At 62.0% G+C, this 22,676-nt stretch carries 26 protein-coding genes; 16 read left to right on the top strand and 10 right to left on the bottom strand.

Annotated elements, in window-relative coordinates; all coding sequences use genetic code 11:
- Window positions 1-17: 17 nt before the first annotated feature.
- From OBACDRAFT_RS26450 to OBACDRAFT_RS10225, 12 genes are all read left to right on the top strand, one after another.
- Complete coding sequence (locus OBACDRAFT_RS26450) at window positions 18-434, top strand: helix-turn-helix domain-containing protein (protein WP_198529877.1); 417 nt, start codon at window positions 18-20, stop codon at window positions 432-434.
- The gene (locus OBACDRAFT_RS10275) at window positions 431-1,141 is read left to right on the top strand and encodes a hypothetical protein (RefSeq protein ID WP_043585312.1); all 711 of its coding nucleotides are present in this window, start codon (window positions 431-433) and stop codon (window positions 1,139-1,141) included. Before OBACDRAFT_RS26450 ends, OBACDRAFT_RS10275 begins: the two co-directional genes overlap by 4 nt.
- A gap of 83 nt (window positions 1,142-1,224) precedes the next feature.
- Window positions 1,225-1,680 (top strand): hypothetical protein, encoded by a 456-nt coding sequence (locus tag OBACDRAFT_RS10270; RefSeq protein ID WP_043585310.1) that lies wholly within the window; start codon window positions 1,225-1,227, stop codon window positions 1,678-1,680.
- 10 nt (window positions 1,681-1,690) lie between these two features.
- A complete protein-coding gene (locus OBACDRAFT_RS10265) occupies window positions 1,691-1,963 on the top strand; it encodes a hypothetical protein (RefSeq protein ID WP_043585307.1) in 273 nt (90 codons plus the stop codon).
- Window positions 1,964-2,084: 121 nt separating this feature from the next.
- Window positions 2,085-2,285 (top strand): Pam3-gp28 family putative phage holin, encoded by a 201-nt coding sequence (locus tag OBACDRAFT_RS10260; RefSeq protein ID WP_043585305.1) that lies wholly within the window; start codon window positions 2,085-2,087, stop codon window positions 2,283-2,285.
- Between the two features lie 118 nt (window positions 2,286-2,403).
- A complete protein-coding gene (locus OBACDRAFT_RS10255) occupies window positions 2,404-2,691 on the top strand; it encodes a hypothetical protein (protein WP_043585303.1) in 288 nt (95 codons plus the stop codon).
- A complete protein-coding gene (locus OBACDRAFT_RS10250; protein WP_043585301.1) occupies window positions 2,688-3,020 on the top strand; it encodes a hypothetical protein in 333 nt (110 codons plus the stop codon). Before OBACDRAFT_RS10255 ends, OBACDRAFT_RS10250 begins: the two co-directional genes overlap by 4 nt.
- Before the next feature lie 6 nt (window positions 3,021-3,026).
- The gene (locus OBACDRAFT_RS10245) at window positions 3,027-3,722 is read left to right on the top strand and encodes a hypothetical protein (RefSeq protein ID WP_043585299.1); all 696 of its coding nucleotides are present in this window, start codon (window positions 3,027-3,029) and stop codon (window positions 3,720-3,722) included.
- Window positions 3,723-4,628, top strand: a complete 906-nt coding sequence (locus OBACDRAFT_RS10240; protein ID WP_043585297.1) for a hypothetical protein — start codon at window positions 3,723-3,725, stop codon at window positions 4,626-4,628. It begins immediately after the preceding gene.
- The gene (locus tag OBACDRAFT_RS10235) at window positions 4,625-4,849 is read left to right on the top strand and encodes a hypothetical protein (RefSeq protein ID WP_043585295.1); all 225 of its coding nucleotides are present in this window, start codon (window positions 4,625-4,627) and stop codon (window positions 4,847-4,849) included. Before OBACDRAFT_RS10240 ends, OBACDRAFT_RS10235 begins: the two co-directional genes overlap by 4 nt.
- Window positions 4,846-5,589 carry a hypothetical protein gene (locus OBACDRAFT_RS10230; protein WP_043585294.1) on the top strand — a complete coding sequence of 248 codons (744 nt, stop codon included), beginning with the start codon at window positions 4,846-4,848 and terminating at the stop codon, window positions 5,587-5,589. The genes OBACDRAFT_RS10235 and OBACDRAFT_RS10230 overlap by 4 nt, the downstream gene beginning before the upstream one ends.
- A 13-nt stretch (window positions 5,590-5,602) precedes the next feature.
- Complete coding sequence (locus OBACDRAFT_RS10225) at window positions 5,603-7,165, top strand: phage portal protein family protein (protein ID WP_043585292.1); 1,563 nt, start codon at window positions 5,603-5,605, stop codon at window positions 7,163-7,165.
- Window positions 7,166-7,368: 203 nt separating this feature from the next.
- Here the strand turns inward: OBACDRAFT_RS10225 and OBACDRAFT_RS10220 are convergent, their stop codons facing one another.
- Window positions 7,369-8,727 carry an MFS transporter gene (locus OBACDRAFT_RS10220; protein WP_043585478.1) on the bottom strand — a complete coding sequence of 453 codons (1,359 nt, stop codon included), beginning with the start codon at window positions 8,725-8,727 and terminating at the stop codon, window positions 7,369-7,371.
- Between the two features lie 134 nt (window positions 8,728-8,861).
- On the opposite strand from OBACDRAFT_RS10220, the gene OBACDRAFT_RS10215 reads away from it, so the two are divergent.
- A complete protein-coding gene (locus tag OBACDRAFT_RS10215; protein ID WP_052361698.1) occupies window positions 8,862-9,299 on the top strand; it encodes a VOC family protein in 438 nt (145 codons plus the stop codon).
- A gap of 36 nt (window positions 9,300-9,335) precedes the next feature.
- Window positions 9,336-10,892 carry a two-component system sensor histidine kinase CreC gene (gene creC / locus OBACDRAFT_RS10210; protein ID WP_043585290.1) on the top strand — a complete coding sequence of 519 codons (1,557 nt, stop codon included), beginning with the start codon at window positions 9,336-9,338 and terminating at the stop codon, window positions 10,890-10,892.
- A 426-nt stretch (window positions 10,893-11,318) separates the two neighbouring features.
- Here the strand turns inward: creC and tsaE are convergent, their stop codons facing one another.
- From tsaE to OBACDRAFT_RS10195, 3 genes are read right to left on the bottom strand one after another with little or no spacing between them, the layout of a single operon-like run.
- The gene (tsaE, locus tag OBACDRAFT_RS10205; RefSeq protein WP_052361651.1) at window positions 11,319-11,783 is read right to left on the bottom strand and encodes a tRNA (adenosine(37)-N6)-threonylcarbamoyltransferase complex ATPase subunit type 1 TsaE; all 465 of its coding nucleotides are present in this window, start codon (window positions 11,781-11,783) and stop codon (window positions 11,319-11,321) included.
- 46 nt (window positions 11,784-11,829) lie between these two features.
- Window positions 11,830-12,837, bottom strand: a complete 1,008-nt coding sequence (locus OBACDRAFT_RS10200; protein WP_043585289.1) for a thiamine-phosphate kinase — start codon at window positions 12,835-12,837, stop codon at window positions 11,830-11,832.
- A gap of 36 nt (window positions 12,838-12,873) precedes the next feature.
- Window positions 12,874-13,821, bottom strand: coding sequence for a CPBP family intramembrane glutamic endopeptidase (locus OBACDRAFT_RS10195; RefSeq protein ID WP_157837014.1), 948 nt, complete (start codon window positions 13,819-13,821; stop codon window positions 12,874-12,876).
- Between the two features lie 256 nt (window positions 13,822-14,077).
- Between OBACDRAFT_RS10195 and OBACDRAFT_RS10190 the strand changes: the two genes are divergently transcribed.
- The gene (locus tag OBACDRAFT_RS10190) at window positions 14,078-14,575 is read left to right on the top strand and encodes a hypothetical protein (protein ID WP_052361647.1); all 498 of its coding nucleotides are present in this window, start codon (window positions 14,078-14,080) and stop codon (window positions 14,573-14,575) included.
- 217 nt (window positions 14,576-14,792) lie between these two features.
- Entirely contained in the window at window positions 14,793-15,650 is an 858-nt protein-coding gene (locus OBACDRAFT_RS10185) for a universal stress protein (protein ID WP_043585468.1), read from the top strand.
- A 71-nt stretch (window positions 15,651-15,721) separates the two neighbouring features.
- On the opposite strand, the gene OBACDRAFT_RS10180 is transcribed toward OBACDRAFT_RS10185, so the two are convergent.
- The 6 genes from OBACDRAFT_RS10180 to OBACDRAFT_RS10155 all read right to left on the bottom strand — a co-directional run bounded on the left by OBACDRAFT_RS10180 (window position 15,722) and on the right by OBACDRAFT_RS10155 (window position 22,657).
- Entirely contained in the window at window positions 15,722-16,378 is a 657-nt protein-coding gene (locus tag OBACDRAFT_RS10180; protein ID WP_052361645.1) for a hypothetical protein, read from the bottom strand.
- 215 nt (window positions 16,379-16,593) lie between these two features.
- The gene (locus tag OBACDRAFT_RS10175) at window positions 16,594-18,012 is read right to left on the bottom strand and encodes an MFS transporter (protein WP_043585287.1); all 1,419 of its coding nucleotides are present in this window, start codon (window positions 18,010-18,012) and stop codon (window positions 16,594-16,596) included.
- A 153-nt stretch (window positions 18,013-18,165) separates the two neighbouring features.
- Window positions 18,166-20,103 carry a right-handed parallel beta-helix repeat-containing protein gene (locus OBACDRAFT_RS10170; RefSeq protein ID WP_043585285.1) on the bottom strand — a complete coding sequence of 646 codons (1,938 nt, stop codon included), beginning with the start codon at window positions 20,101-20,103 and terminating at the stop codon, window positions 18,166-18,168.
- A 31-nt stretch (window positions 20,104-20,134) separates the two neighbouring features.
- Entirely contained in the window at window positions 20,135-20,851 is a 717-nt protein-coding gene (locus OBACDRAFT_RS10165; RefSeq protein ID WP_043585463.1) for a prepilin-type N-terminal cleavage/methylation domain-containing protein, read from the bottom strand.
- Between the two features lie 91 nt (window positions 20,852-20,942).
- A complete protein-coding gene (locus tag OBACDRAFT_RS10160; protein ID WP_043585283.1) occupies window positions 20,943-21,857 on the bottom strand; it encodes a PEP-CTERM sorting domain-containing protein in 915 nt (304 codons plus the stop codon).
- Window positions 21,858-21,910: 53 nt separating this feature from the next.
- Window positions 21,911-22,657, bottom strand: coding sequence for an RraA family protein (locus OBACDRAFT_RS10155; RefSeq protein ID WP_043585281.1), 747 nt, complete (start codon window positions 22,655-22,657; stop codon window positions 21,911-21,913).
- Between the last annotated feature and the right edge of the window lie 19 nt (window positions 22,658-22,676).

Below are 22,676 nucleotides of genomic sequence, written 5' to 3'. Positions count from 1 at the left end.
TCACATTTCTTCCAAAAGTGAGCACGTCAAACGAAAAGTTAGCAAATCCTCAAAAAATGTTAGCACGCCTTCGGGAAAAGCATGGGTTAAGTCAGTCGCAAGCTGCCTCACTCTTGGGAGTATCTCGAAATTATGTTTCCATGATTGAAAATGGCCGACGACCAAGCAGTAAGTTTGTGAGCAGACTCAACGAAGAGTTATCAAAAAGTGAGCATTCGGAGGGAACTCCCACCCCCTTGGCAAAAGATCCCGATGCGCTGTTGGATCTTTTTATCAAGCATCTTCCCCTGACAGAGCTCATATCAAAACTTGAGCAGGTCCAGGCCGACCCCACTCTTACGATCAATCAAAAATGGGGATTCGCTAATTTCGTTATTCCAAGGCTTCGCAAACACTTGAATGACGAGATGGCTAAATCTAAAAAGACCGCATGAACATTCCCCGATTCCTCACCCTCACTGCGGCGTCCCTCGCGTTGGCTTGCGCCGCATTTGCCGCCGATCCCGCACCGCAGCCGGAGCGGCAAGATATCACACTTGCTGACGGCCGCGTGCTGAAAAACGCGAAGATACTAAACCACACGCCGGCTTTGGCCGCGGTGCTACATGCAGACGGGATGTCGTCTGTCCCTCTGGACCAGCTCCCCAAGGACGTGCAGGAACGTCTGGGCTATTCTTCCGAAAAGGCCGCCAGCTACACCGCGCAACAGGAGGCCACCCGGGCCAAATACGCCGCAGAGGAAAAAGAGAAAGCGCGTCTGGCAGAACTGGAGAAAACACGGGTGACATTATTCGGGCGGGTGGATGGAGTCGGGGTGGAGGGTGTCCTCATCTATTGTGAGGAACCCTATTCTCCTCCTCCAAGGCCCATAAGAGCGGACCGACTGGCGCAGATCGGCGGAGGGTCCGCAGCCTACGCGCCCCCACGCGCGCCCGCGTCGGCATCCCCGCCTCCCCCTCCCAGCATCTACGGCACTTTCTGCATCCGCGACTACCCCGACCGGGGAAAATTGGGGGAGGGCGACAAGATCAGCGTAGTGGTTTATCCTGCCGGGACAATCGAGTCATTCACATACCCTGGCGGGTCACGCATCACTGCCCAGTATCGGGCGTTCTCCATGTCGCCTCCGCCAGCGAAATAACCCCGCATCCCCGCGCCAGACCCCATCAAGCGCGCCACGCCTGCTAGGCGTCGGCGCCTTTTTTTTGCGACCGTGCGGGCCGCATGTCCATTGTCGCCGCGTTCCTCTTCTTCGCCGCCCTTCCGCTCGCCGCCCTCGGCGACATCGCCGCACCGCATACGCCCGACCCCTGGTTTCTCGGGATGCTGGTCGTCGGTCTGCTCACGCTCGTCACCCTCGCCGACAAGGTGGATGGTTTTATCCAACGCCGCCGGCGTCAGCCGCCCGTCGATGTCGATTTGGGGAGAGTCACCTCCTCCATTGCCGCGCTCACCGAACTGGTAAGGAAAAACGAGGAGCGCATCGCCCGACTGGAGGAAAAACACGAGGAGGCGTTCGCCGCGCAACGCTCCTACTCCGCCAAATCCAACCGTGAGATTTTCGACACCATCCGGGCCTTGAGCGACACCGTGAGCAACAATTTCCGCCAGGTGGAAAACTCCCTCGGCAACCTCAAGGGCACCTGCGACCAGCTCAACGAACGCCTCAAACAACGCTGACCCTCCTCCCATGCACCTGACCGCCGAACAGAAAAACGACCTCCGCACCGCCACTCTCATTGTGCTGGCGCGAGCCAGGCAACTGGCCTTCCCCGCCCGCGTCATCCACTCCCGCGTCATCCGCTCCGCCTTGCTCGATTACGAAGTCACGCTCGGCCAGGTGTGCGATGAAATCAACACGCTCTGCCAGCGCGGCCTGGCATCTTCCATCAAAGACCCCGTCACCGACGAACTCCACTACCAGATCACCCCCGCCGGCCTCGCCGCCTGCCCCGAGAAATAAAATCACCTTCCCGCGCGACGCTGTGCGCACCGCAACGCCGTGCGGGGATTACCAATGCAGCATAACCCGCCGGAGGACGGTGCGCCTCCGGCGGTTCCCACGTAAGTAAAAATACAATACCATGAGCAAAGACACGATCATCAAACTCATTCAGCAAGTCCTCACCTTCGGGGGCGGCTTTCTCACCAGCTCCGGGCTGGCTACCAGCACGGAAATCGTCACGGGCGCCGGCGCGGCCGCCACTCTCGTCGGTGTCATCTGGGTTATCGTCGCTCGCAAAAAGAGCGGCGAAAAAGTCAGCGACACCACCACCGACAACTAACCACCGGCAACGATGTGGGGTGCGCTCGAATGGTTTTTTCGCGCGGCTGCGGCCGCGCTTTATATCTATGCGCTGCGCTACCCTGACCGCATCGAGAGAGAATGCGAAGCCCTCGAAAATGAAATCACAACTCTACGCCGCAGCACTGATCCTGCCGATCACGAGCGCGCTGATGCTCTGCACCAGCGGCTGCTCATCAAACGCCGCGTCGCAGCGGACGCTCTATCAGCCGCCCATCTTGCATCTCCTAAAAGGAAGACCAATCCAGACAGCGGAAGGTCTATACACACCGCAAGTGGATGAACTCTGGCACTCAGGAGAACGCTACGCCGCGCGCGAGCGCGAAGTCTGGGCGCTCGCCGCCGCGCTGGCCGAAGCGCGTGAACAAAACAAGGAATCACAATGATTGAATGGATTAAAAACTACCAATTCAACGGGCTGCTGGCCATCTACACATACTGGATACCACTGACCGTCTGTTCGGCTACCTATATTTGCCGGATAATCGACAAATACCGGATCGACGTGAAGGCCAGCACGAAGCCTTTTTATCGGCCGGAACTCACGGTGGGTTTCATCGTGTGGCATATCATCATCGCCACCCTCCCGGCAATAAACCTGTTCGCGCTGGTGTTTGACTGCGCGTCGTCGGTTTTCCGGTGGCTCGGCAAGGTGCTGAATGTGCCATTGGTTCGCGCACGCCCCTCCAATACCCACGCCAATACGGCTCCCTGATCTGCCATGTCCGAACCCGCCCGCAAAGGTAAGATCGCCCGCCTTCCCCGCGTCATCCGCGACGAGATCAACCGTCGCCTTCTCGATGGCGAGCCCGGCAGCAAAATCCTGCCTTGGCTCAACACCCAGGAGACCGTGTTGCGCGTGCTGGACGAACATTTCGGCGAGGAGCCGGTGACACCACAAAACCTCAGCGAGTGGCGCCAAGGCGGATACCAGGACTGGATTAAGCGACGCGAACAGGTGGAAACGACACGCGACCTCGCTGCTCTCAGCCTGAAACTCGCGGAGGGTATGAGCCCCACTGAAGGGGCCGCGCGCATCGCCGGCGGGCAAATGCTCCTCGTGCTCGAATCCCTCGACATCGAGGCCCAAAAAAACCTGCTCCGCCAGAAACCCGAAACCTACCTCTCCCTCCTCGATGCCCTGGCACGGGTAAAGCGCGCCGAAGCCGACGCCAAAAAAGCCGAGGCCGCGAAGCGCACCACGGATCAGAACGAACGTCGGCTGGAACAAAACGACCGGCGCCTGGCTCTGGACGAAGCAAAATTCCAGCGGACCACCTGTGAACTTTTCCTCAAGTGGCATGAGGATCAGCGTGCCCGCGAAATTGCCGACAGCCCGGCACCGCAGGCAGTCAAAATGGAAAAATTGCACGAACTCATCTTCGGCAAACCGCCTGCCCAAACGGAGGAAATCTAAATGGACGAGCCCGATCCCCTCATCAGTTTCCGCGGCTGCCAGAATCGTGTATTCTGGTTGGTGATACGCATGTTGTTTCTTCTCTGGCGCCGCCAGTTGGGGAAGAGCTTCACACTGGCAAGCAAAGGCTTGTCACGGATGATCCTTCGCAAAAACCACCTGTGTGTATTCGGCTCCGCCAGCATCCTGCTTGGTTCCGAATTTATCCGCAAGGAAGCGGAGGTCTGGCAAAAGGTGATGGAAAAGTTTCGCCAGATAGCGAAAGACAAAAACCTCCTGCTCACGACCAACGCGGATGGCCTCGATTTCGACGCCGTATGCGACCTGTTTGAGCATCAAAAACTGGAAACCCGCATCTACCACGACCGCACCAGCTACAGCCGCTCGCGTGTCGTGGCTCCAAACCCGGCGACGGCCGTGGGATGGACGGGGGATGTATTTCTGGATGAAGTCGGGCGCATTCCCGGCCTGAAGGACATACTGGAAGCCGTCATGCCAATCATGGAGTCCAACCCGGAGTTCATCATGTGGATGGCGACCACCCCGCCGCCGGACGACAAACATTACTCGTTCGAACTGTTCCAGCCGCCTTCCGCGATGGATTTTCCGGTCAACCCCCTCGGCAACTTCTACGACGCGCCGGCCGGCGTGCTCGTCCACCGCTTCGACGCTTGGGACGGCGAGGCCGCCGGCATCCATCTCCACCATCCCAAGACCGGCGAGCCGATCACGCCCGAAGAGCACCGCGCCCTCGCCTTCGACAAGGCCGGCTGGGATCGTAACTACGCCCTGAAATTCCTCGCTGGCGGCACGGCGGCCGTCAGCACCACCGCTATCCTGCGCGCAATGGCCCTCGGCAAGCCCGATTGCCTCGGCGTCAACATCACGGAGGCCGTCATCGCATGATTACCAAGCTGGATCGCGCCGTTGCCCGCTACCTCATCATTCTCAATGCGCCGCGTCCCGCGCGACACGACGAAATCGCCTGGGCCGTGCGCCTGGATCGCCTAGACCGCGCCCGCTACGTCGTTCTCAACCTCCTCATCAAGCGCCAGCGTTATCGCCGGCTGAAAAGCCGCAAGGCGTGGACCGCGCGCAATAACCCCCACCGTCCCCCGCTCGCATGAAGGCCGCCCGCCTGAAAAAGACCATCAATGTCGAACACATCCTGCCCGCGGGATGGCGAGATGGCTTTGCGGCCGATTACCCTCGCATCGGCCTCGGGCTCGACCTCGGCACCACCACCAAGCAGAAGAGCAACCCCAGCGTGCTCGCGGTCGATCAGCAGGTGTCGTTCACCCATTTCATGCGCCTGATCGTGCGCTGGAAAACGGAAAATCCGGCCGTCACCCGCAGCATCCTGCGAACCGTCATCACCGGCCTGCCTCACGGGCTTCGCGGGCGTCGTCTCTGCATCGACGCGACCAACGAACGCTTCTTCGCCACCGATCTGCGCAGCGAGTTCGCCAGCCTCATCCCCGTGGACCTCGTCATCAGCAGCGAGACCCTCGTTTACGAAGGCGAGGAAATGAACTTCAAGACCTACCTCGGTAATCTGTTCGTGAATACAATCGAGGATGGTTATGTCGCTCTGCCTTCGCTGGAGTGGATAAAAACTAGCATCCGCCAAGTGACGCGCGACCGTGGCACCTTCGAGGCGGAAGTCGCCGAGGACGGCGACCACGGCGACGTATTCGACGGCTGCAAACTCGCCATCCATGCTCTCACGGCGCAGGGCGGTCCCGCCCAGGCCAACGCCGCTCGGGTCGGCACGCTAAAAATGGGCGGAGATTTCCGCCCCGGCCTCAGAAACCCGCTCCTGCGCAAACACCAACACGGCCACGGACGCCGTATCCATTCCATCTGACATCTTTTCCGCCATGACCACCGCCGATCTCGCATTTCAACAGGCTTTCCCGACTCCTCCGCCCCCTACCAAACGTCGCACCAACTTCCACACACTGCGCACGCATGACGAAATCGCGTCCTCCGTGGACATGGATCGCGTCGCCTCCATCCTGCGCGATGCCGAGGGCGGCGACTGCCGGGGACTCTTCGCCCTCTATCGCGACATCGTCGCCTCTCACTCCCACCTTCAGGGCCGGTTTTCCGAGCGCAAGGAAGCCGTCACCGGCGACACCCTCAGCATCCAGCCAGCCGACAAAAAAAATCCCGACGACCAGTTCGCCGCCAAGGTCATCGAGTCGCAGATCGGCAACCTCCCCAACTGGGAAACCGCCTGTCTGCACCTCTTGGATAGCACACTCTATCCCGTCGCCGTCGTGGAAAAAATCTTCCGCATGAGCACGACGGTCATCGGCGGGCGCCCGCTCCGCTATGAAGTCGCCAGCCTGGTCCCCGTCCCCCATGACCTGCTCGATTTCAGCGACGGCACCCTCCGCATTCGCGACACCGACGATCAGGGCACCCCGCTCAGCACCAGCCATGTCGCTGACGGCGCCAGCTACATTATCCATCGCGGCCATTCGCTCACGATGCCCGACAACTGGGGCGGCCCCTTGCGCTCGCTCGTGTTCTGGTGGCTCTTTGGCACGATGGGGCGCGAGTGGTGGGCGCGCTTCCTCGATAAATACGGCACCCCTTTCATGGTGGGGAAGTATGACCAGGCCGACGATGCTACCCGGTCCATCATGGAGCGTGCCTTCAGCCTCGCGACGAAGCCCGGCGGCTTGGTCGTGAGCCGCGGCACGGAGGTGGAGATCAAGCAGGCCGCCGCCAGCGACGCCGGCTCCGCGTTCGAGACCTTCCATCGCGTCGCCAACGCCGAGATCAGCAAACTCATCCTCGGGCAGACTCTCTCATCCGATGCCTCGGCGACCGGGATGAATAGCGGCGTCGCCGCCGCGCAGGACGGGATTCGCCAAGACAAGCGCATGAGCGACGCCCGCCGGCTTGGCACCACCCTCCGCTTCCAGCTCTTCGTGGACATTCTCCGATACAACGGACTCGCCGGCCGCGAGCCTGTTGCCACTTGGGGCTCAATCAGTGTCGCCGAGATGAAGGCCACTGCCGACTGGCTGACCTCGCTCAAAACCGCCGGCCTGCGCGTCCAGGACGCCGGCCTTGAGACCCTTTCCGAACGCTTCGGGATGCCCATCGAGCGTGATCTGGCGCCCGAGCCAGTCGGCGGCGGCGGCTTTTTCCCCATGTCGGTCCGAATGCACCGGGCCAATGGACCGCATAGCCAGGTGCATCAGGCCAACGATGCCATCCTGCGCACGGGTGCTGCACGCCTGGCGCAAGCCCTCGGCAAGACCTATGCACCGTTGGAGGCGCTCATCGCCACCAGCACATCTCCCGACGACCTCATGCGCAAGGTGGAGACCTATTGTGCGACCCTCGACCCGGTCAGTGCGGCCGACATCCTGGAGCAAAGCCTGATCGCGTTTACGGCAAATGGGTCGGTTGTTTCGGCGCGCTGACCCGTTTCAATCATTTCTCAGCCACTTCGGGCGGCGTTTCCGATAAATGTTTGGAACGCCGTCTCGCTATTTTCGTAACTCACGCACTAGCGGCGAGTCGCGCCACATCGCACCAAATCGCACCTGTTCCAATCATTTCTAGGGCTCTGGTCCCTACCAGGTATCAAATGCCTACAGCTTAAACGAAACTGCTTTAAAATGCTCTAGGCAGCCGGAGCCAGCGGCGGCACGCGCGACAAACGCCGCGCCACCATCAACGCCGCCAGCAAGAGCCCCGCGATGAACAAACCAACACCCGTCCAGCCCCAGTGATGCCAGAAAAAACCGCCGCTGGTGCCCGCGATGCTCGACCCCATGTAGTAGCTCAGCAAATACAATGACGACGCCTGTCCGCGCGCGCGGAGCGCCCGGCGTCCGATCCAACTGCTCGCCACCGAATGCGCTCCGAAAAAGCCAAACGTGAAAACCAGCATCCCGGCCAGCACCAGCCACAAGGAATTCGCCAGCGTAACAAGCGCGCCCGCCAGCATCACGCCGATCACCGCCCAGAGCACCCGGCGGCGGCCCAGCCTGTCAGCCAGCGCCCCGACCCGCGCCGAACTGTAGATGCCGGTCAAATACACCGCCGAGGCAAAGCCAACGACCGCCTGGCTCAGGTTGTAAGGCGGAGCGAGCAGCCGCCATGTGATGTAGTTGAATAATGTTACAAACCCGCCCATCAGCAAAAACCCTTCGACGAACAACCACGGCAGCGCGGCATCCTGGAAATGCACCCGGAACCCCTCAACAAGCGTGCGCAAACGCAACGGCGTGGGTCGGAAATGCCGCGAATCGGGCACGATGCGCTTGAAGGTGATCGCCGCTCCCAGAGCCAGCACGCCCAGCAATCCCACGGCCATGCGCCACGAAACGAAGTCCACGATTACGCCCGCCACCAGCCGGCCAAGCATGCCACCGATGGCATTGCCCGCGATGTAGAGCCCCATCGCAAAGCCGAGCACCTGCGGCTGGATTTCCTCGCTCAGATAAGTCATCGCCACGGCCACCAGCCCGCTCAGGAAACAGCCAACAAGCACCCGCATCGCCAGCACGCCGTGCCAGCCCGGCATCACCGCGCTGCCGAGGGTGCAGAGCGCGGCGCCAAACAGCGCCGTGACCATCACCGGCTTGCGTCCCACCGCGTCGGAGAGCGGCCCTGTCACCATCAGGCCGAAGGCCAGCGTCGCCGTGGAGACGGAAAGCACGAGACTGCTGGCGGCGGCGGTCAGCGAAAAATCGGCGGCGATCGCCGGCATGAGCGGCTGCACGCAGTAGAGCAGGGCGAAGGTGGCGAAGCCCGCGGTGAACAGCGCCGCCACCGTGCGCCGGAAGGCGGGGGTGCCCTTTTCGATAAACGACGCCTCTTCGGGAGACGCTGCCCGCGGAGTGGGTGTGCCGCCTCCACTTTCCGCCGCCACGAGAGCCGCGGCCGGGCCGAGGATTTTCCCATCTGTTTCAACCGCCGCGCCGTGTTTGCCCTCCGGAGAGAGGGAGCCGGTTCCGGCGTTTTCGTCAGTGCTCATAATGTCAAAAGCCGGCCATTCTGCCGATGACATCCGGCCCCCGGCAATTGCACATTTAATCTGTCGTGGAGAACACACATCTCAAAACCCTGTTCTTGGCCAATCCCATCCAAGGTGACAGAGTTTACCCCTGCATGAACTCCACCGACACCAACACCACGGACGGTCACAACAACAACGCGGCCTCCGCCGCTCCATCGCTCCGCGTTCTTGAATACGCCTTCACCGTCAACCCCGTCGCCGACATCGCCCGCGCCCGGAAATTTTACGAACAAATCCTCGGCCTGAAACCCGGCTCCGTGTGGGAAGACGCGCAGTTTTCCTGGATCGAATACGATGTGGGCGCGCACACGCTCGCCATCACCAAGTCCGTCCCCGAGTGGAAACCCGGCAGCGGTCCTTCCATCGCGCTCGAAGTCGAGGACTACGACGCGGCCATCGCCCACCTGCGAGCAAACGCCGCGACCTTCATTGTGGAGCCCAACGAGACCCCCGTCTGCCGCATGGCCGTCATCGCCGACCCCGACGGCAACGGCCTCATCATCCACAAACGCACCTCCCACGCGCACTGACACGGCCTGTCATCGCTTAACTCCACCGACCGCACCGTGACCATTCGCACCCGCATCCTTCTCGTTTACCTGCTCATTATCGGAGGCGGGTATTTGTACCTCGTTGGCTGGATACTCGACAGCATCCGTCCGCGTTATCTTGAGTCGATGGAAGAGTCGCTCGTGGACACCGCCAACATCCTCGCCGCCATCGTCGAGCAACGCGTGGCGGCAACGCCCGATGCCACCTCCACCAACGCCTCCGACCCGCTCGCCGCCACCTCGCTGCGACAACTCTTCGACACGGCCTACCATCGCGTTTTCAACGCGCAGATTTACTCCATCCTCAAAACCGACATCGACCTGCGCATCTACGTCACCGGCGCGGACGGCATTGTGCGTTACGACTCCGACCACGGACGCGACGAAGGCGCCGACTACTCGCGCTGGCTTGATGTCTCAAAAACCTTGCGCGGCGAATACGGTGCGCGCGCCACACGCGACGATCCCGATCGGGACTACTCGCTCGCCATCTATGTGGCCGCGCCAATCCGTAGTCCCGGCGGCGATACCATCGGCGTGCTCACCGTCAGCAAACCCACGCGCAACATCAACGAGCTCGTCGGCGCGGCCCGCAATCGCGTGCTCATCGGCGGCATGATCGGCGGCGCGTTTGTGCTCGTTGCCGGCGTGGCGTTTTCCGTGTGGATCACCACGCCGCTCCAACGTCTCACCGCCTATGCGCGCGCCGTGCGCGACGGCCGCCCCGCCTCGCTGCCGCGTCTCGCGGGACGCGAGGTGGACGAACTCCGCCATGCGTTTGAGGAGATGCGCACCGCCCTCGAAGGCAAAGACTACGTGGAACGCTACACGCAGACGCTGGCCCATGAAATCAAGGCTCCGCTCTCCGCCATTCGCGGCGCCGCCGAACTGCTGACCGACGACAAGGGCGCGATGCCAGCCGCGCAACGCGAGCGGTTTCTCGGCAACCTCCAGCGCGAGTCCGCGCGCATCCAACAGATCGTGGACAAACTCCTGCAACTTGCCGCGCTCGAATCGCGGGCGCACCTCCCCCCCCCCTCCCCGGTGGACCTGCGCGCATTGGTCCGCGAAGCCGTGTCCGCCACCGAACCGGCGCGCGTGGCCCGCAGGATCGCGCTCACCCTGACGCCCGCGCCAGCCCAAGAGTCGCCGGATGCGACGGCCTTCACGCTCACCGGCGAAAAATTCCTGCTCACCCAAGCGCTGGTCAACTTGCTGCAAAACGCCATCGACTTCAGTCCGCCCGGCGGAGCGATCATGGTGACGCTGACCACGGCACCGGTCCCGGCGGGCGGTGCGGTGACTCGCGCCGCCAAGATCGTCACGCAAACGCCGTCGCCGCGTCACCGGTTTTCCATTACGATCGACGACACCGGACCCGGCATCCCCGACTACGCGCAGGAGCGGGTTTTCGAGCGGTTCTATTCGCTGCCGCGTCCGGAAAGCGGAGCCAAAAGCACGGGCCTGGGGCTCAGTTTCGTGCGCGAGGTTGCGCACCTGCACGGCGGCGACATCACACTGCAAAACCGCCCCGAAGGCGGCTGCCGCGCCACCCTCACGCTTGAGCAGTGAAACAGTGAACAGTGAACAGTGAACAGTGAGCAGTGAGAGGCGATGCTGATGCCTTTTCCCGCTCAGAAATATCTCACGCGGAGGCACGGAGGACGCGGAGGAGAATAAAACTCCGCGTCCTTATAGGACAGCTGACCAAGACCCGTGAAGTTGGTAAAACGTAGCGGGTCTAGGCCCTCTCTCCTTTCCAATTCATTTGCTCCTGCTTTCAAAAAAAACCTATTCGCGTGTAGCCGTTGTCTTAACGGTAGGGAGGCCTCTCCGAGGCCTCCGCCGTGCGTAGTGTGAGCATGCGAAATTCATAGGTAGATGGAACGTGGTTTCGGAGGCCTCGGAGAGGCCTCCCTACCGTTAAGACAACGGCTACATCTCAACTCTAATTGCTCTAAACACCTATAATCCGGCAGAGGCCACCAAATTTAATTTCTACCGCAGGCGGATCGAATGACGTCCGCCGTCCACGATCCCCAGATCAAAATGCCATGTCTGCGGCGGCAACCAGTCTGCAATCTTTTCCGGCCATTCCACGGCCAACCACCACGGCATCACCAAAAAATCCTCCAACATCAAATCCTCCAACTGCCCCGCTCCCTCCAGTCGGTAAGCATCCAGATGTGCCAGCATTCGCCCCCCCCCTCCCCCCCCTGTTCCGCTTCCGCAATCGCTCCGATGCAAGGTGAACACATTGAACGTCGGGCTTGTCACCGTTCCGCCAATACCAAGTCCGCGCGCCAAGCCCTGCACGAATGTTGTTTTTCCCACGCCCAAATCCCCATGCAAGGCCAGCACTGAACCCGCGGGCAACACCGCCGCCAGTTGCTCCGCCAGCGCCTGCGACTCGGCAGCCGACCCCGTGATAACCCCGGCGCGAAGTTGGGAAAGGATGTCCATGATAATTCGTTGTTCGTAAAAAAAGTTCGTGAGAAATGACCGTTCCCTACCGTGCCCGCAAATGTTCAAACCCGTGCAATTCGCTCAAATCGAGCGCGTCCACCGGCGCGTTGCCTGCTGTCATGAATCGCCCGATACACGTCGCCGGCACCTTGGGAAACGCTCGCCGCCACTCCGCGTCAAACACCGCCCGGTCCGCGCGCGCCGCCAGCGCGAAAAGCAATTCGTAGTCCTCCCCATCGCACAACGCCGCCCGCACATCGCAACCCCGGTGACGCGGCAACGCCGACGCCTCAATCGCCGGCGTGCAACCCGCCGGAGTCAACGCCTGCAAATCCTTCGCCAGCCCGTCGCTCACATCCATCATTGCGCGCACCTCGCGCCGCGCCGCCAGCCACTCCCCCTCCGCCAGACGCGGCGTGAAACGATAATGCCGCCCGCTCGCCAGACTCCCGCCGAGCCGCCCCGTCACATAAATCCAATCCCCCGCCCGCGCCCCCGTGCGACACAACGCCCGCTCCGACGTCGTCTCGCCCAACAACGTCAACGTCGCCGCCAGTCCGCCCGGCAGCGTGGCGATGTCGCCGCCCACCAAGGCCACCCCATGCTCGCGTGCCACGCCCGCCAGCCCGCGGTAAAACCCCTCCACCCACGCCGTCCGCACCCGCCCGTCGAGCAGCAGCGCAATGACCGCCGAACGCGGACGCCCGCCCATCGCCGCGATGTCGCTCAAGTTGCGCCGCAGCAATTTCGCCCCCGCATCCTGCGGACGCACCGCGTCATCAAAATGCTGCCCATAGATCACCGGGTCCACCGTCACCAACTGACTCCGCCGCGCCGCCCGCACCTGCGTCCCCCCCCCCCCCCCCTCCCCTGCTCGCATCCGCGCACGCGCGCACGCCGCCAGCGGCAACGGCAGCACCGCGCAATCGTCGCCCATGCCCCGCGGCGCGCGCGGCGCCGTGTCGCCCAGCCAGCGACGGATCGCGTCGATGAGCCTCAACTCGCCCAACGCACTCACGGATTCGGCAACCTTGTCGGTAAACGGATTCATTTCGGTTCAGTTCAATTCAAGTCGATTCAGTTCAATTCAGTTTGACGCCGCCGCAGGCCCAAACCCCGCCAGCACCAGCACGATTGTATTAAGATTAAAAAGCGCATGTGCCACCATCGGCACCACGATCGACCCCGTGCGCTCGTAAGCCAGCGCCAAGAGCATCCCCAGCACGCAAAGCGGCCCGAACACCGACAAATCCCAATGCACCGCGCCGAACACCGCCCCCGAAATCGCCATCGCCCACCCCGGCCGCACCCGCCGGTGCAGGAACCGGAACAACCCCCCGCGAAAAATCAGCTCCTCCGTAAGCGGCGCCACCACCACGGCGAAAAACGACATCGCCACGATCCACGACCACGAACCGCTGCGGGCAAAAAGCCCCACCAAATCCTGCTCCGACACCTTGAAGCCGCACGCCCTCACCGCCCATTGCCACGCCGCCGCCACCGCGATCATGAGCGGCAACGCCATCGCAAACACCGCCACACCCGCCAACGCTGGCGCTAAGGCAGAATGACGAATGGTGGTGACTGAAGAAGTCCTGCACGTTGGAGCGGCGACGTTCCCGCCCCCCACCTCTGCCGCCCCATCCCCATTCTGCACTCTATATTCTGCATTCCTCATTAGCGCCAGCGTCAACGCCGCCCCCGCCAGCATCCCCAGTTGAAACCCCGCCCCTTGCAACAAAAGCGCAGCCTCCCCCCCCCCCCCCCCCGACATGAATTTTTGCGTCACAAAAACCATTGCCGCCTGCCCGCCCAGCGCCCCGGTCACCACCAACGCCACCCCGGTCATGAAACCCGCCATGTCCGCGTCCCACGGCTGCATCCGCCTGCCACCCAACCACTGAGCGCCCTTTCGCCCCGCGCCGCGCGCAAACCACCACACCCACAACCCCGCGCCCGCCAGGTACACCATCACCTCCAGTGCGAACACGGCGATTTGCAAAGGCGTCAGCGAAACGGGGAGCGAGTCGGTCATCATGTGAAAGTAAAACCCCGGATCAGAAAACGAGCAGCCCGCAGCGCCAAGCGCATTCCCCGCCCGTCGCTCCTGATGCCAAACACCGGAGGGCGGGTCTCCTGACCCGCCAGACGCGGCGCAGCCGCGCCCTTCCGGAATTGCGGCGCTTCGCGCCGTCGGCGGGTCGGAAGACCCGCCCTCCGCCAATACCTCCGCGGCCCACCAATGCAGACCAGATGTTGTCAGCGCCCCTCATTGATGTTCTTTTCGCCGCATGGACCACTACTCCGACGAACCCGTTCTCGTAAAACCCACCTCCATCTCCAAATGGGGACTGCGCCAGTGGATTCTTACGGGAATAGGGACACTGGTCCTGCTCATCGCCGCGGCCTTCATCGCCACGCCATTTTACCAAAAACACCTCGACCACAAAGCGCACGAAGTGAAACGCGGCGAAATGTGGGGAGCCATTTACGACACCGAAATCGAAGGTGTCGTGAGCACGATTGAACTCGCCTGGCCCGGACAAAAGCTCGCCGTCATCGTCCGCCCCTCGCCCATTGCCGGCGCTGTCATGCAAATCGACGGCTCCTTCGGCTCCGAACGCCTCACGTGGGACGCCCAGCACAGCGCCTTCGGCCCCACCCAGGCGACCCTGAATCCACTCGACCACTACAAGGTAAAACTCACCCTGCGCCGCGACGGACGCGAAGTCTGGTCGGGCAAATTCTGGGCCTACGGAGCCGTGCAAAACAGCGGCCACGGACATTAAGCCCCCCCCTCCGCCTCGCGCGCATTCGCCGCGCATCCCTGCGCCCGCATAAAGTTTTAAAAAACTTTCATCCAAGTCTGGCCAACCGCTCAAAAAAGAACATGTTGCGGCGTGCCAGCCAGTGATCCCACTGGCCCCCGCCCCGGGGACCGGAAACTGCTTCACGACCGGCAGCCAAAGCCAACCCATCAACCGCAATCCCCGACCCAATAAAACCATGCCCACGATCCTAACCTGCACCGACGGCTCCATCTACGCGTCCAGCATTTATGACCACACCGCCTGGGCCGCCCGACGCCTCAAAGTTCCCGTTCGCGTTCTCCATATGCTGGAGCCCGTCAGCACCGTGTCGCTTACCACCGACTTCACCGGCATCATCGGTCCCGATGCCCAAAACCAACTCGCTGCCGAACTTATGGCTCTCGAAGCCGCGCAGGAACGCGTCAATCGCACCCGTTCCGACGCCCTCCTCGCCGCCGCTCGCGACCACCTTGCCAAGGCTGGCGTCACTGACGTGCGCGCCGAAGTCCTGCCCGGTGAACTCGTGGACGCCATCACCACCTACAACGGAGCCAGCGGCCTCGTTGTCATGGGCAAACGCGGCGAACACGTTGACTTCGCCAAAGGACACCTCGGCAGCAACCTCGAACGCGTCATCCGCACCAGTCAGGAACCCGTGCTCGTCGCCTCCCGGGTGTTCCGTCCCATCGGACGCGTGCTCTTCGCCTGGGACGGCAGCTCCAGTGCGCAAAAAGCCCTCAACTACATCCTCACCCGCCCACTCCTCCAGCGACTGCACTTCCTGCTCCTCACAGTCGGCGACGCAGACACTGCCCGCGCGGCCGAGACCGGACTGGCGCGCAGCCGGCTGGCCGCGGCAGGCTTTGATGTGGAAGCCCGCCACGTAGCTGGCGACGTCAGCGACGTCATCGCCGCCACGGTTGAACGCGAAGCCTTCAACCTCCTCGTCATGGGCGCCTACGGCCATTCGCGCATCCGCCAACTCTTTGTCGGCAGCACCACCAGCGACATGATCCGCAACGTGCAAATCCCCGTCCTCCTCTTCCGCCAATAACGCCCCCTCCCCCCCCTCGCCCTCACTGCTCACTGCTCACTGCTCACTGTTCATTGTTCATTGTTCACTGCTCACAGCAACGCGACCGACCACCCCGCCCTGTAGTGAAAATCAGGACGCGGCAGCCGCGACGATTCGTTGCATGAAAGCACCGGCTTCGCCGCCCCTGCCTGATAATCGTAACGCGAGACGAGAAAACGCAGCCGTTGCGGCAACCCTCCAAACAACGGCTCAAGGCCGATCCGCACAAAAACCTCCCAGCCCTCCCCCCCCGGCGCAATGCGCACGCGACTCTCGAACAGCGGCGTGCCCACATGAAACGTGGACAACGGCACCAACCCCCGGCTCACCCTGCGAGTCGCTTCGCCATCGGGAAAGTGCAGTTGCAGACGCTGGTTTTCCGGCGTGACGTGAAACTCGTAATAATCCTCACGCTGGGGCGATTCCGACTGGAGAAACAACTCGAGCACATCTCCCAACATCCACGTCCGTTCGTTCCACTCCGTGGCGCGATTGGCGGGTGCGTGGTCGGTCAATTCGGCCACGAGGAGCAAGTCCGAACCATGCAAACCCAAGCGCACCGTTCCCGGAGAAAAACGCGGCTCCCGTTGTTCCAGCCAAGGCTGGCCGAGCGACTGGCAAAGACCGGGCGCAAGGGCGCGGCGGATGTCATTCCAGTCAAGACTGACGGGCGCTTGCAGGCGCGGAATGCGGAGGGAATCGTTCATCGTTGATCGCCCGGAACGCAGACCATTCGCCCCTCCCGACGCAAGCGAAACGAAACCCCGCCCCCCCCCTCCCCCGTGGCGCGGGCGTCCCGCCCGCATTTCTGGCGACGCGCCGCGCCGTCGGCGGACAAGAGTGTCCGCCCTCCAACAAACGTGGCGCGGGCGTTTGGGATTGTCAGCAAAAGCCCGCGCCACGTAACGGCTGCGAATTTCCATCAGAGTTTTCCGCGCCGGGCTTCCAATTCGGTGCGGATTTCGCGGGCGCGGGTTTCGGTGATGGGAAACCACCACAGAAAAATAAGCGCGATCAGGCCGGAAACAGACGGAACAATGTAAAACCACCAGCGCATGGCGTCCACAACGCCGGACGCCTGCTCCGCGCCTGCCTCGGCCTTGTATCCGGTGTAGGCGAGGATGAATCCCGAAAGCATCGCCGTCGCGGACATGGAGAGTTTGCTTATCCACGCGGACACGGCGCCAATCGCCCCCTCGCGGCGCAACCCGGTTTGCAATTCGTCATAGTCGCAAATGTCGGCCTTGATCGAGGAAATCAGCAACCAGAAGCCGGTGACGGATGGTATTGTGAAAAACATGACAGCAAGGCTGGCATAGGGATGCGACGGGATGTAAAAAAGCCATTTGGCGAAACCGCTCAGAACCAGCAGGACGAGACAGACGCCGAGTGTGCGGCGTTTCCCGATACGGAAGGAGAGGCGGTTCAGAAACCACACGCAAAACAGGCCGTAAAAAAAGGAGACGTTGCCACCCACACCGGCGAGAATGCCCTGTTTCATCTTGTCGCCGCCGAAGAGGTAGTAGAGGCCGATGTAAAAACCAAGGACGTTGACCAGTCGCCCGCCAAGGGTGCTGAAAAAGGTGATGACCACCATCATTAGAAAGGGACGGTTTTTGAGCGTCAGGCTGATGGAGCGCAGAATGGCGACCTTTTCCTGATCCTTCGCCTTTTTGAAAAACCGTTCGGTGAGAAAAACAACCGGGATAAGGCCCGATATGATAATGATAATGCCGACGCCGACACCCATCCAGCGTGCGCCGATCATGGTGTCGCCACCCCATAGCGGGAGCTGGGTGAAGGCAAAGGCCCAGGGCACGATGAGCACAACAAGCTTGGCCGTGTAGGCACGCATCTCCATGAGGCGGGTGCGTTCGTTGTAGTCGGGCGTCAGTTCGTAACCGAGCGCGTTCCAGGGGACGGTGAACAGCGTCTGCCCGGCGTAAAAGGCGATGGCGGTGACGGTGAGCCAGAGAAAAATGCCGAAAGAGGAAAATCCTCCAGGCACACACCAGATGAGGGGAAAAGTCAGCCCGGCCAGTATCGCGCCAACAAACATGAAAGGACGCCGCCTGCCCCAGCGGGTGCGGGCGTTGTCCGAGATGGCCCCGACAACAGGGTCCGTGATTGCGTCCCACAGGCGCATGATGCCGATGGCCAGCCCGATAAGGCGCGGATCGACATGGAGGATGATGTTGAAGATGGGGTTGATATTGCCCATCAGCGTGTCCGTGCCGATGTGATCGGTGAAATTGCCCATGCCAAAGGCGATACGCTTGGGGATCGGGATTTTGTCCTCGGGCGCTGTGGGCCGGACTTTGTGAAAGAGTTTTTCAGACACGGGATTCTGTGTATTCAGATTTCGGATTGATCCGGGATTTATCGCGCAGGGGCGGGTGTAATATCCGTGTCACGAGACGCTTGTGCGCGCGGTTCCGCGTAACATCAGTTAAGGAGGAGGGGGGGGGGGGGGGGGATTCGTCCTGCGAATATATCAGTCTGCGTGAGGACGGGGTTGCGGGCCGGCGTTGATGGAAAAGGGAGCGGCGCCGGGCGCGGGTCGCAGGGGGGGAAGTGCGGCGGGTGCGTCCGGGATGCCGGCGGCGCGGAGGATTGAGGTAACGACGCCGATTTTTTCCAGCGGACTGCCGGGCGCAAATGGAGTGGTCGCGTTCGTTTCGTCCAGCGGAAGGCGGAGTCCGTTGGTGTCGCCTTCGGATGGAAGGGGAATTCCGTGGGCGCCAGCGGCGGCAGCGGCAAGGGATGGGACGTCGGTCACGGCGAGGACGCTCGCGAAAGCGCCTTGGAAACGGGTCACGTTGCCATCGTAAAAAATCCCACTGGGGGCCGCGCGGTGGGAAAGCGTGTGGGCGACGAGGATGTTGTTGAGAAAATAAAATCCGCGAAGCGGGCGCTCCGGGGGATTGAGCTGGGTGAGGATGCGTCCCGATGGTGCGAATACCGTGTTGTGCTCGACCCAGAAGCCACCGGGGGCGGCGGCTTCGGCGGGCGGGGATGTCTCGCCGGGAAACGGCGCACTCCAGTAGGGAATGTCTTTTCGGATACCAATCTTGAAGGCGGCTCCGGTGTTGGCGGCGGACATGGCTTGGAAGCGGGGCGTCTGGAGAATCACGTTGTCATGGATGTAAACCGGACCGGGGAGCGGCGGGCCGTTAAGAGGCTGCCAGGAGAAAGGTTCGAAGGTGTCGATGACCAGGTTGTGATGGATGCGGAGGTCGCGGGCACGGGGTTCGGCTTCGATGGCGTTGTCGGCGATGCGTTCGAAACGGTTGTGGTGAATATTGGCGCTGGCGCTGTGGCCAACGGATCCGCCGCTGAGGGCTTCGAACATGTCGTAAAAGTGGTTGTATCGGATTTCCCATGCGTCGCCCGCGCCGCGAATGGCGCCGACTTCGTAACTCCAGGCGCGCCCGACGGTGTGGTTGCCCTTGCGCTGCCAGTGAACGATGCGGTAGGCGGCGTTTTTGCGGGAACTCTGGTCGGCGGCCTCGGCGGGCGTGATGTCCTCGATGTCGGTGAAGGCGGGGTATTGGGTAAAGTAGTTGTGTTCGACGAGGACGCGGTCGGCGCGGGGCGGGCCGCGCCCGGCGGGCAGGTCGGCGCGAGGGGCGGCAATGCCGATGCGGCAACCGTAAAACCAGTTGTTGCGGACGACGAGGTCGGAGGCGGCGGTGTAGATGCCGGCTATGCCGGGCGTTTCAAAGGTGAAGCCGTCGATCACAATGTGCGCGGGGCCGGAGAAGCGGAGGGCGAGGTTGTAGTTGTCGGGGCGTTTGTTGGGTTCGGCGCCGAAGCTTCCGCCGCCGGTGGGTGGGGAGACGGCGAGTGTGGTGGCGTTGGGGTCGGCGGGGCCGTGGCGTCCGTCGGCGCGGAGGCGGACGTAAAGGTGTTGGGTCGCGGGGTCCCAGGCAAAGCCGTGCTTGTGGCCGAGGTAGTCGGCGTCGAGGAAACGGAAGGCTCGCAGGTCGGCGAGTGTCGGGTAATGAAGAAGGTCCGCATGACCGGCGAGAACGCGCGTGGGGCGGTAGTCGAGCGGGATGCGGTAGAGGCCGAGGTCGGAGTCAACGAGTTCCCAGGCGGTGCGTTTTTGGCGGATGTCGCGTTGCGCGCCAGTGATAATGACGCGGTCGCGTTCGACGCAGTCGGCTATGATGCGGATGGGGGCGTCCACCGTGCCGCCACGACGGATGGTGATGTGTTCGTAATATATTCCTGGATACGCAACGACGGTGTCGCCGGGCTGCGCGGCGTCGATGGCGCGCTGGAGGGTGGCGAAGGCGGCAGTTCGGGTGTCGCCCGCATTGGCGTCGTTGCCGTTGGCGGCGTCAGCGTGCCAGGTGGCGGAGCGCACGTTGACGGAAAATACCGTCAAGAATACGAGCGCGAGCGCGGTCAGTTTTTGTTGTTTCATGAAAACCGGGGGGGGGGGGAGGAGGAGGAGGTCAGGGTGTGGTTGCGCGGTCGCTTTCGGCGAGGGAGAAGGAGCGGACGTGTCCGTCGAAATAAGCGATGTGACGGCGGTTGCCGTGAAGGGGTTTTGGCGGACAACGATTATAGGCGTCGCTGGTGGTGGAAACCCATTTGGCCTCCTTGTCGGCTTCGCGGAGCATCTCGGAGCTGGACGGGGTTTCCACGGAGGAGAGGGGCTTGGGCAGGCTGGGCGGGGTGCTGTCAGCGTAGCCGAGGGGTCTGGTGCCGCTAACCATGGCGGTAAAATAGCGGGGACCGGTGCCCGCCGGCAATGACTGGTCGTAGGCGCGCTGGGCGGAGGTCATGAATTGCTTGGCCTGCAAAAAGCCCTGCGGGCTGGCGGGAGCGACAAGATTGAGATAGGGATGGATGTAGGTGAGTAACCGGCCCTGGCGGGAATTGCCGCCGCCACCGGGGACGAAGGCTGGGCCGTTGTAATCAAAATCCTGACCGGTGTTGAGCGGACCGGGCAGGATGTTGCCGCGATTGTCGGAACAATAGGCCATGACGCCGACGCCAAGTTGTCGCATCTGGCTGAGGGCTTCGACGGCCTTGGCCTTGCCGCGAACCGCGCTGACGGTGGGTATCATGATGGCGGCCAGAATTCCGATGATGGCAATGACCGTGAGCAATTCGATGAGGGTGAAGGCAGACGTTTTCAGTCCGGGGATGGAGCGTGTGGTTTTCATGGGGGAAAACGGGGGGGGGGGGGAGGGGGGAGTAGTTTGGAGGAGGCGGGCAGGCGTTGTCCACGCCTTGCCCGGAAAAGAAACGTCAACGTCAACGGCGGCGGCGGGCGACGGCGGCGGAACAAACGGCAACCATGCCGAGGAGGAGGGCGACCGTGGAGGGCTCGGGGATTGCCGAAATATAGGTGAGGTCAACCGAGTTCAGCGTAAGGGAATCGAAGACGTGGGAGGTGGGCGTGCCGATCGCGAAGGTGTTGAAGGTTGTGTGAACATAGTCGCTCGTGGTCCATTTCTGGCTGTAGTTGGTAAAGCCAGTGCCGGCCAAACCGAGCGTGATGCTCACCTCAGTCGCAGACTCGCGTTTGATGATCAGAGACGCCGTGTAGCTCACCCCCGTGGTAAATGCCGTTGTGGGCGCATTGGCGCCGAAAACGGTGGCCTCGCCCGTGGAAAGGAGGGTGCTGCCAGAGGTTTTTGACGTGACGCGGCCCGCCTGACTGGCACCGCTTGTCGTATTCAAGGCCATCATGTAGCCGGAGTAACCCGTAAAGGCACTCCCAAAACTATCGGCAGACACAAGGGAACCAGTGCCCGAACTGAACATGCCAAAGCGAAAATTGCGGGCACCTGTATTCGAACCGACCGTGCCCGTAAACGAGAAGGTCAGAGAGAGCGAGTCGCCGACGCTGGCGAGCGTCACGGGCGTGAATTGGGCAAGCAGCGTACGACCGCCGCCCGAGGTATTCATGGTGAGCGCTCCGGCAATGTTGTCGGTGATTTCGGAGGTAAAATCCGTGGTGAGGGTAGTGGAAGAATAATACCAAGCGGCGGTTGTCGGCAGGTTGGCATTGGTGCGATCGTTGGCGGCGAAGCGTTCTTCGAGAATTTTCGTCTCGCCCGCCGTGGCGGTGGAGACGAGCAAGGCGGCCACCAGCGAGGCGGCAGCAAAGCCGCTGGAGGGAAGCAGCTTGGAGAACAGGGGGGAGTGCGGATATTTGTTTTTCATGGTGGTTGGTCGGGAGAGGTTGCGTGTCGAATGTTCTGAGATGGAAAGCCGGTTTAGAAATACCCGCCACGTTTCACGATTTCGACGGCGGACATGCCTTCTTTTATCCAGCGTTTGAGATCGGATTCGCCGTGGGCGATTTCCTCGGCGCGCTCAAGGATGGGCACGCAGATCGCTCGCGGCACACAAAGGGCGCCGTCGATGTCGGCGAAGATGAGGTCGCCGGGATTCACAAAAACGTTGCCCATCTGGATCGGCGTCTGCCACGCGCTGATGCGGAAGCGGCCGAGCATGCCATTGGAACTGCGGTAACGTATCCAGAGAGGGAAACCAAGTTTGAGGACTTGGTCGGTGTCGCGCACGCCTCCATCGACGACCGCGCCGCGACAGTGTTTGCGTTGCGCGGCCATGGTCATGCACTCGCCCCAGTGGGCGGATTCGGTGTCGAGCGAAGTGTCCCAGACGACGAAGGCGTTTTCCGTGATCGCATCGAGCATCTCGGCGCGGCTGGCCATTTCGTTTTTGAGCGTGAGGTTTTTCGCACCCTTAATCGTGAAGGCGAAACCGGCGGCGCGCATGTGGTCGCGCAGTGGAATCAGGCCGTTGGGGAGCGTCTGGTGGAGGAGCTTCGCTTCGCGGAGTGCGTCGTTCACGGCGGCGGTGAAGACCTTTTCATAGCGGTCGCAAATTTCATTTTCGAGAAGCGGCAGCGGCGCGGAGATATTGACCTCGCGCTCGGCCTCGAGGTCTTCGAGGCGCATTTTGGGCGGAGGGGAGAGGGCGGCGACGATGGTTGACATGCGTAGTGTTAAATTGGCT

Origin of the sequence: Geminisphaera colitermitum TAV2 (assembly GCF_000171235.2) — a bacterium.
GTDB lineage: Bacteria > Verrucomicrobiota > Verrucomicrobiia > Opitutales > Opitutaceae > Geminisphaera > Geminisphaera colitermitum.
This window is presented reverse-complemented; position numbering and strand designations above follow the sequence as displayed.

Excerpts from the sequence above, each read along its gene's own strand:
- OBACDRAFT_RS10275 (WP_043585312.1), top strand. The coding sequence starts at position 431 with ATGAACATTCCCCGATTCCTCACCCTCACTGCGGCGTCCCTCGCGTTG.
- OBACDRAFT_RS10270 (WP_043585310.1), top strand. The coding sequence starts at position 1,225 with ATGTCCATTGTCGCCGCGTTCCTCTTCTTCGCCGCCCTTCCGCTCGCC.
- OBACDRAFT_RS10265 (WP_043585307.1), top strand. The coding sequence starts at position 1,691 with ATGCACCTGACCGCCGAACAGAAAAACGACCTCCGCACCGCCACTCTC.
- OBACDRAFT_RS10260 (WP_043585305.1), top strand. The coding sequence starts at position 2,085 with ATGAGCAAAGACACGATCATCAAACTCATTCAGCAAGTCCTCACCTTC.
- OBACDRAFT_RS10255 (WP_043585303.1), top strand. The coding sequence starts at position 2,404 with ATGAAATCACAACTCTACGCCGCAGCACTGATCCTGCCGATCACGAGC.
- OBACDRAFT_RS10250 (WP_043585301.1), top strand. The coding sequence starts at position 2,688 with ATGATTGAATGGATTAAAAACTACCAATTCAACGGGCTGCTGGCCATC.
- OBACDRAFT_RS10245 (WP_043585299.1), top strand. The coding sequence starts at position 3,027 with ATGTCCGAACCCGCCCGCAAAGGTAAGATCGCCCGCCTTCCCCGCGTC.
- OBACDRAFT_RS10240 (WP_043585297.1), top strand. The coding sequence starts at position 3,723 with ATGGACGAGCCCGATCCCCTCATCAGTTTCCGCGGCTGCCAGAATCGT.
- OBACDRAFT_RS10235 (WP_043585295.1), top strand. The coding sequence starts at position 4,625 with ATGATTACCAAGCTGGATCGCGCCGTTGCCCGCTACCTCATCATTCTC.
- OBACDRAFT_RS10230 (WP_043585294.1), top strand. The coding sequence starts at position 4,846 with ATGAAGGCCGCCCGCCTGAAAAAGACCATCAATGTCGAACACATCCTG.
- OBACDRAFT_RS10225 (WP_043585292.1), top strand. The coding sequence starts at position 5,603 with ATGACCACCGCCGATCTCGCATTTCAACAGGCTTTCCCGACTCCTCCG.
- OBACDRAFT_RS10220 (WP_043585478.1), bottom strand. The coding sequence starts at position 8,727 with ATGAGCACTGACGAAAACGCCGGAACCGGCTCCCTCTCTCCGGAGGGC.
- OBACDRAFT_RS10215 (WP_052361698.1), top strand. The coding sequence starts at position 8,862 with ATGAACTCCACCGACACCAACACCACGGACGGTCACAACAACAACGCG.
- tsaE (WP_052361651.1), bottom strand. The coding sequence starts at position 11,783 with ATGGACATCCTTTCCCAACTTCGCGCCGGGGTTATCACGGGGTCGGCT.
- OBACDRAFT_RS10200 (WP_043585289.1), bottom strand. The coding sequence starts at position 12,837 with ATGAATCCGTTTACCGACAAGGTTGCCGAATCCGTGAGTGCGTTGGGC.
- OBACDRAFT_RS10195 (WP_157837014.1), bottom strand. The coding sequence starts at position 13,821 with ATGACCGACTCGCTCCCCGTTTCGCTGACGCCTTTGCAAATCGCCGTG.
- OBACDRAFT_RS10190 (WP_052361647.1), top strand. The coding sequence starts at position 14,078 with ATGGACCACTACTCCGACGAACCCGTTCTCGTAAAACCCACCTCCATC.
- OBACDRAFT_RS10185 (WP_043585468.1), top strand. The coding sequence starts at position 14,793 with ATGCCCACGATCCTAACCTGCACCGACGGCTCCATCTACGCGTCCAGC.
- OBACDRAFT_RS10180 (WP_052361645.1), bottom strand. The coding sequence starts at position 16,378 with ATGAACGATTCCCTCCGCATTCCGCGCCTGCAAGCGCCCGTCAGTCTT.
- OBACDRAFT_RS10170 (WP_043585285.1), bottom strand. The coding sequence starts at position 20,103 with ATGAAACAACAAAAACTGACCGCGCTCGCGCTCGTATTCTTGACGGTA.
- OBACDRAFT_RS10165 (WP_043585463.1), bottom strand. The coding sequence starts at position 20,851 with ATGAAAACCACACGCTCCATCCCCGGACTGAAAACGTCTGCCTTCACC.
- OBACDRAFT_RS10160 (WP_043585283.1), bottom strand. The coding sequence starts at position 21,857 with ATGAAAAACAAATATCCGCACTCCCCCCTGTTCTCCAAGCTGCTTCCC.
- OBACDRAFT_RS10155 (WP_043585281.1), bottom strand. The coding sequence starts at position 22,657 with ATGTCAACCATCGTCGCCGCCCTCTCCCCTCCGCCCAAAATGCGCCTC.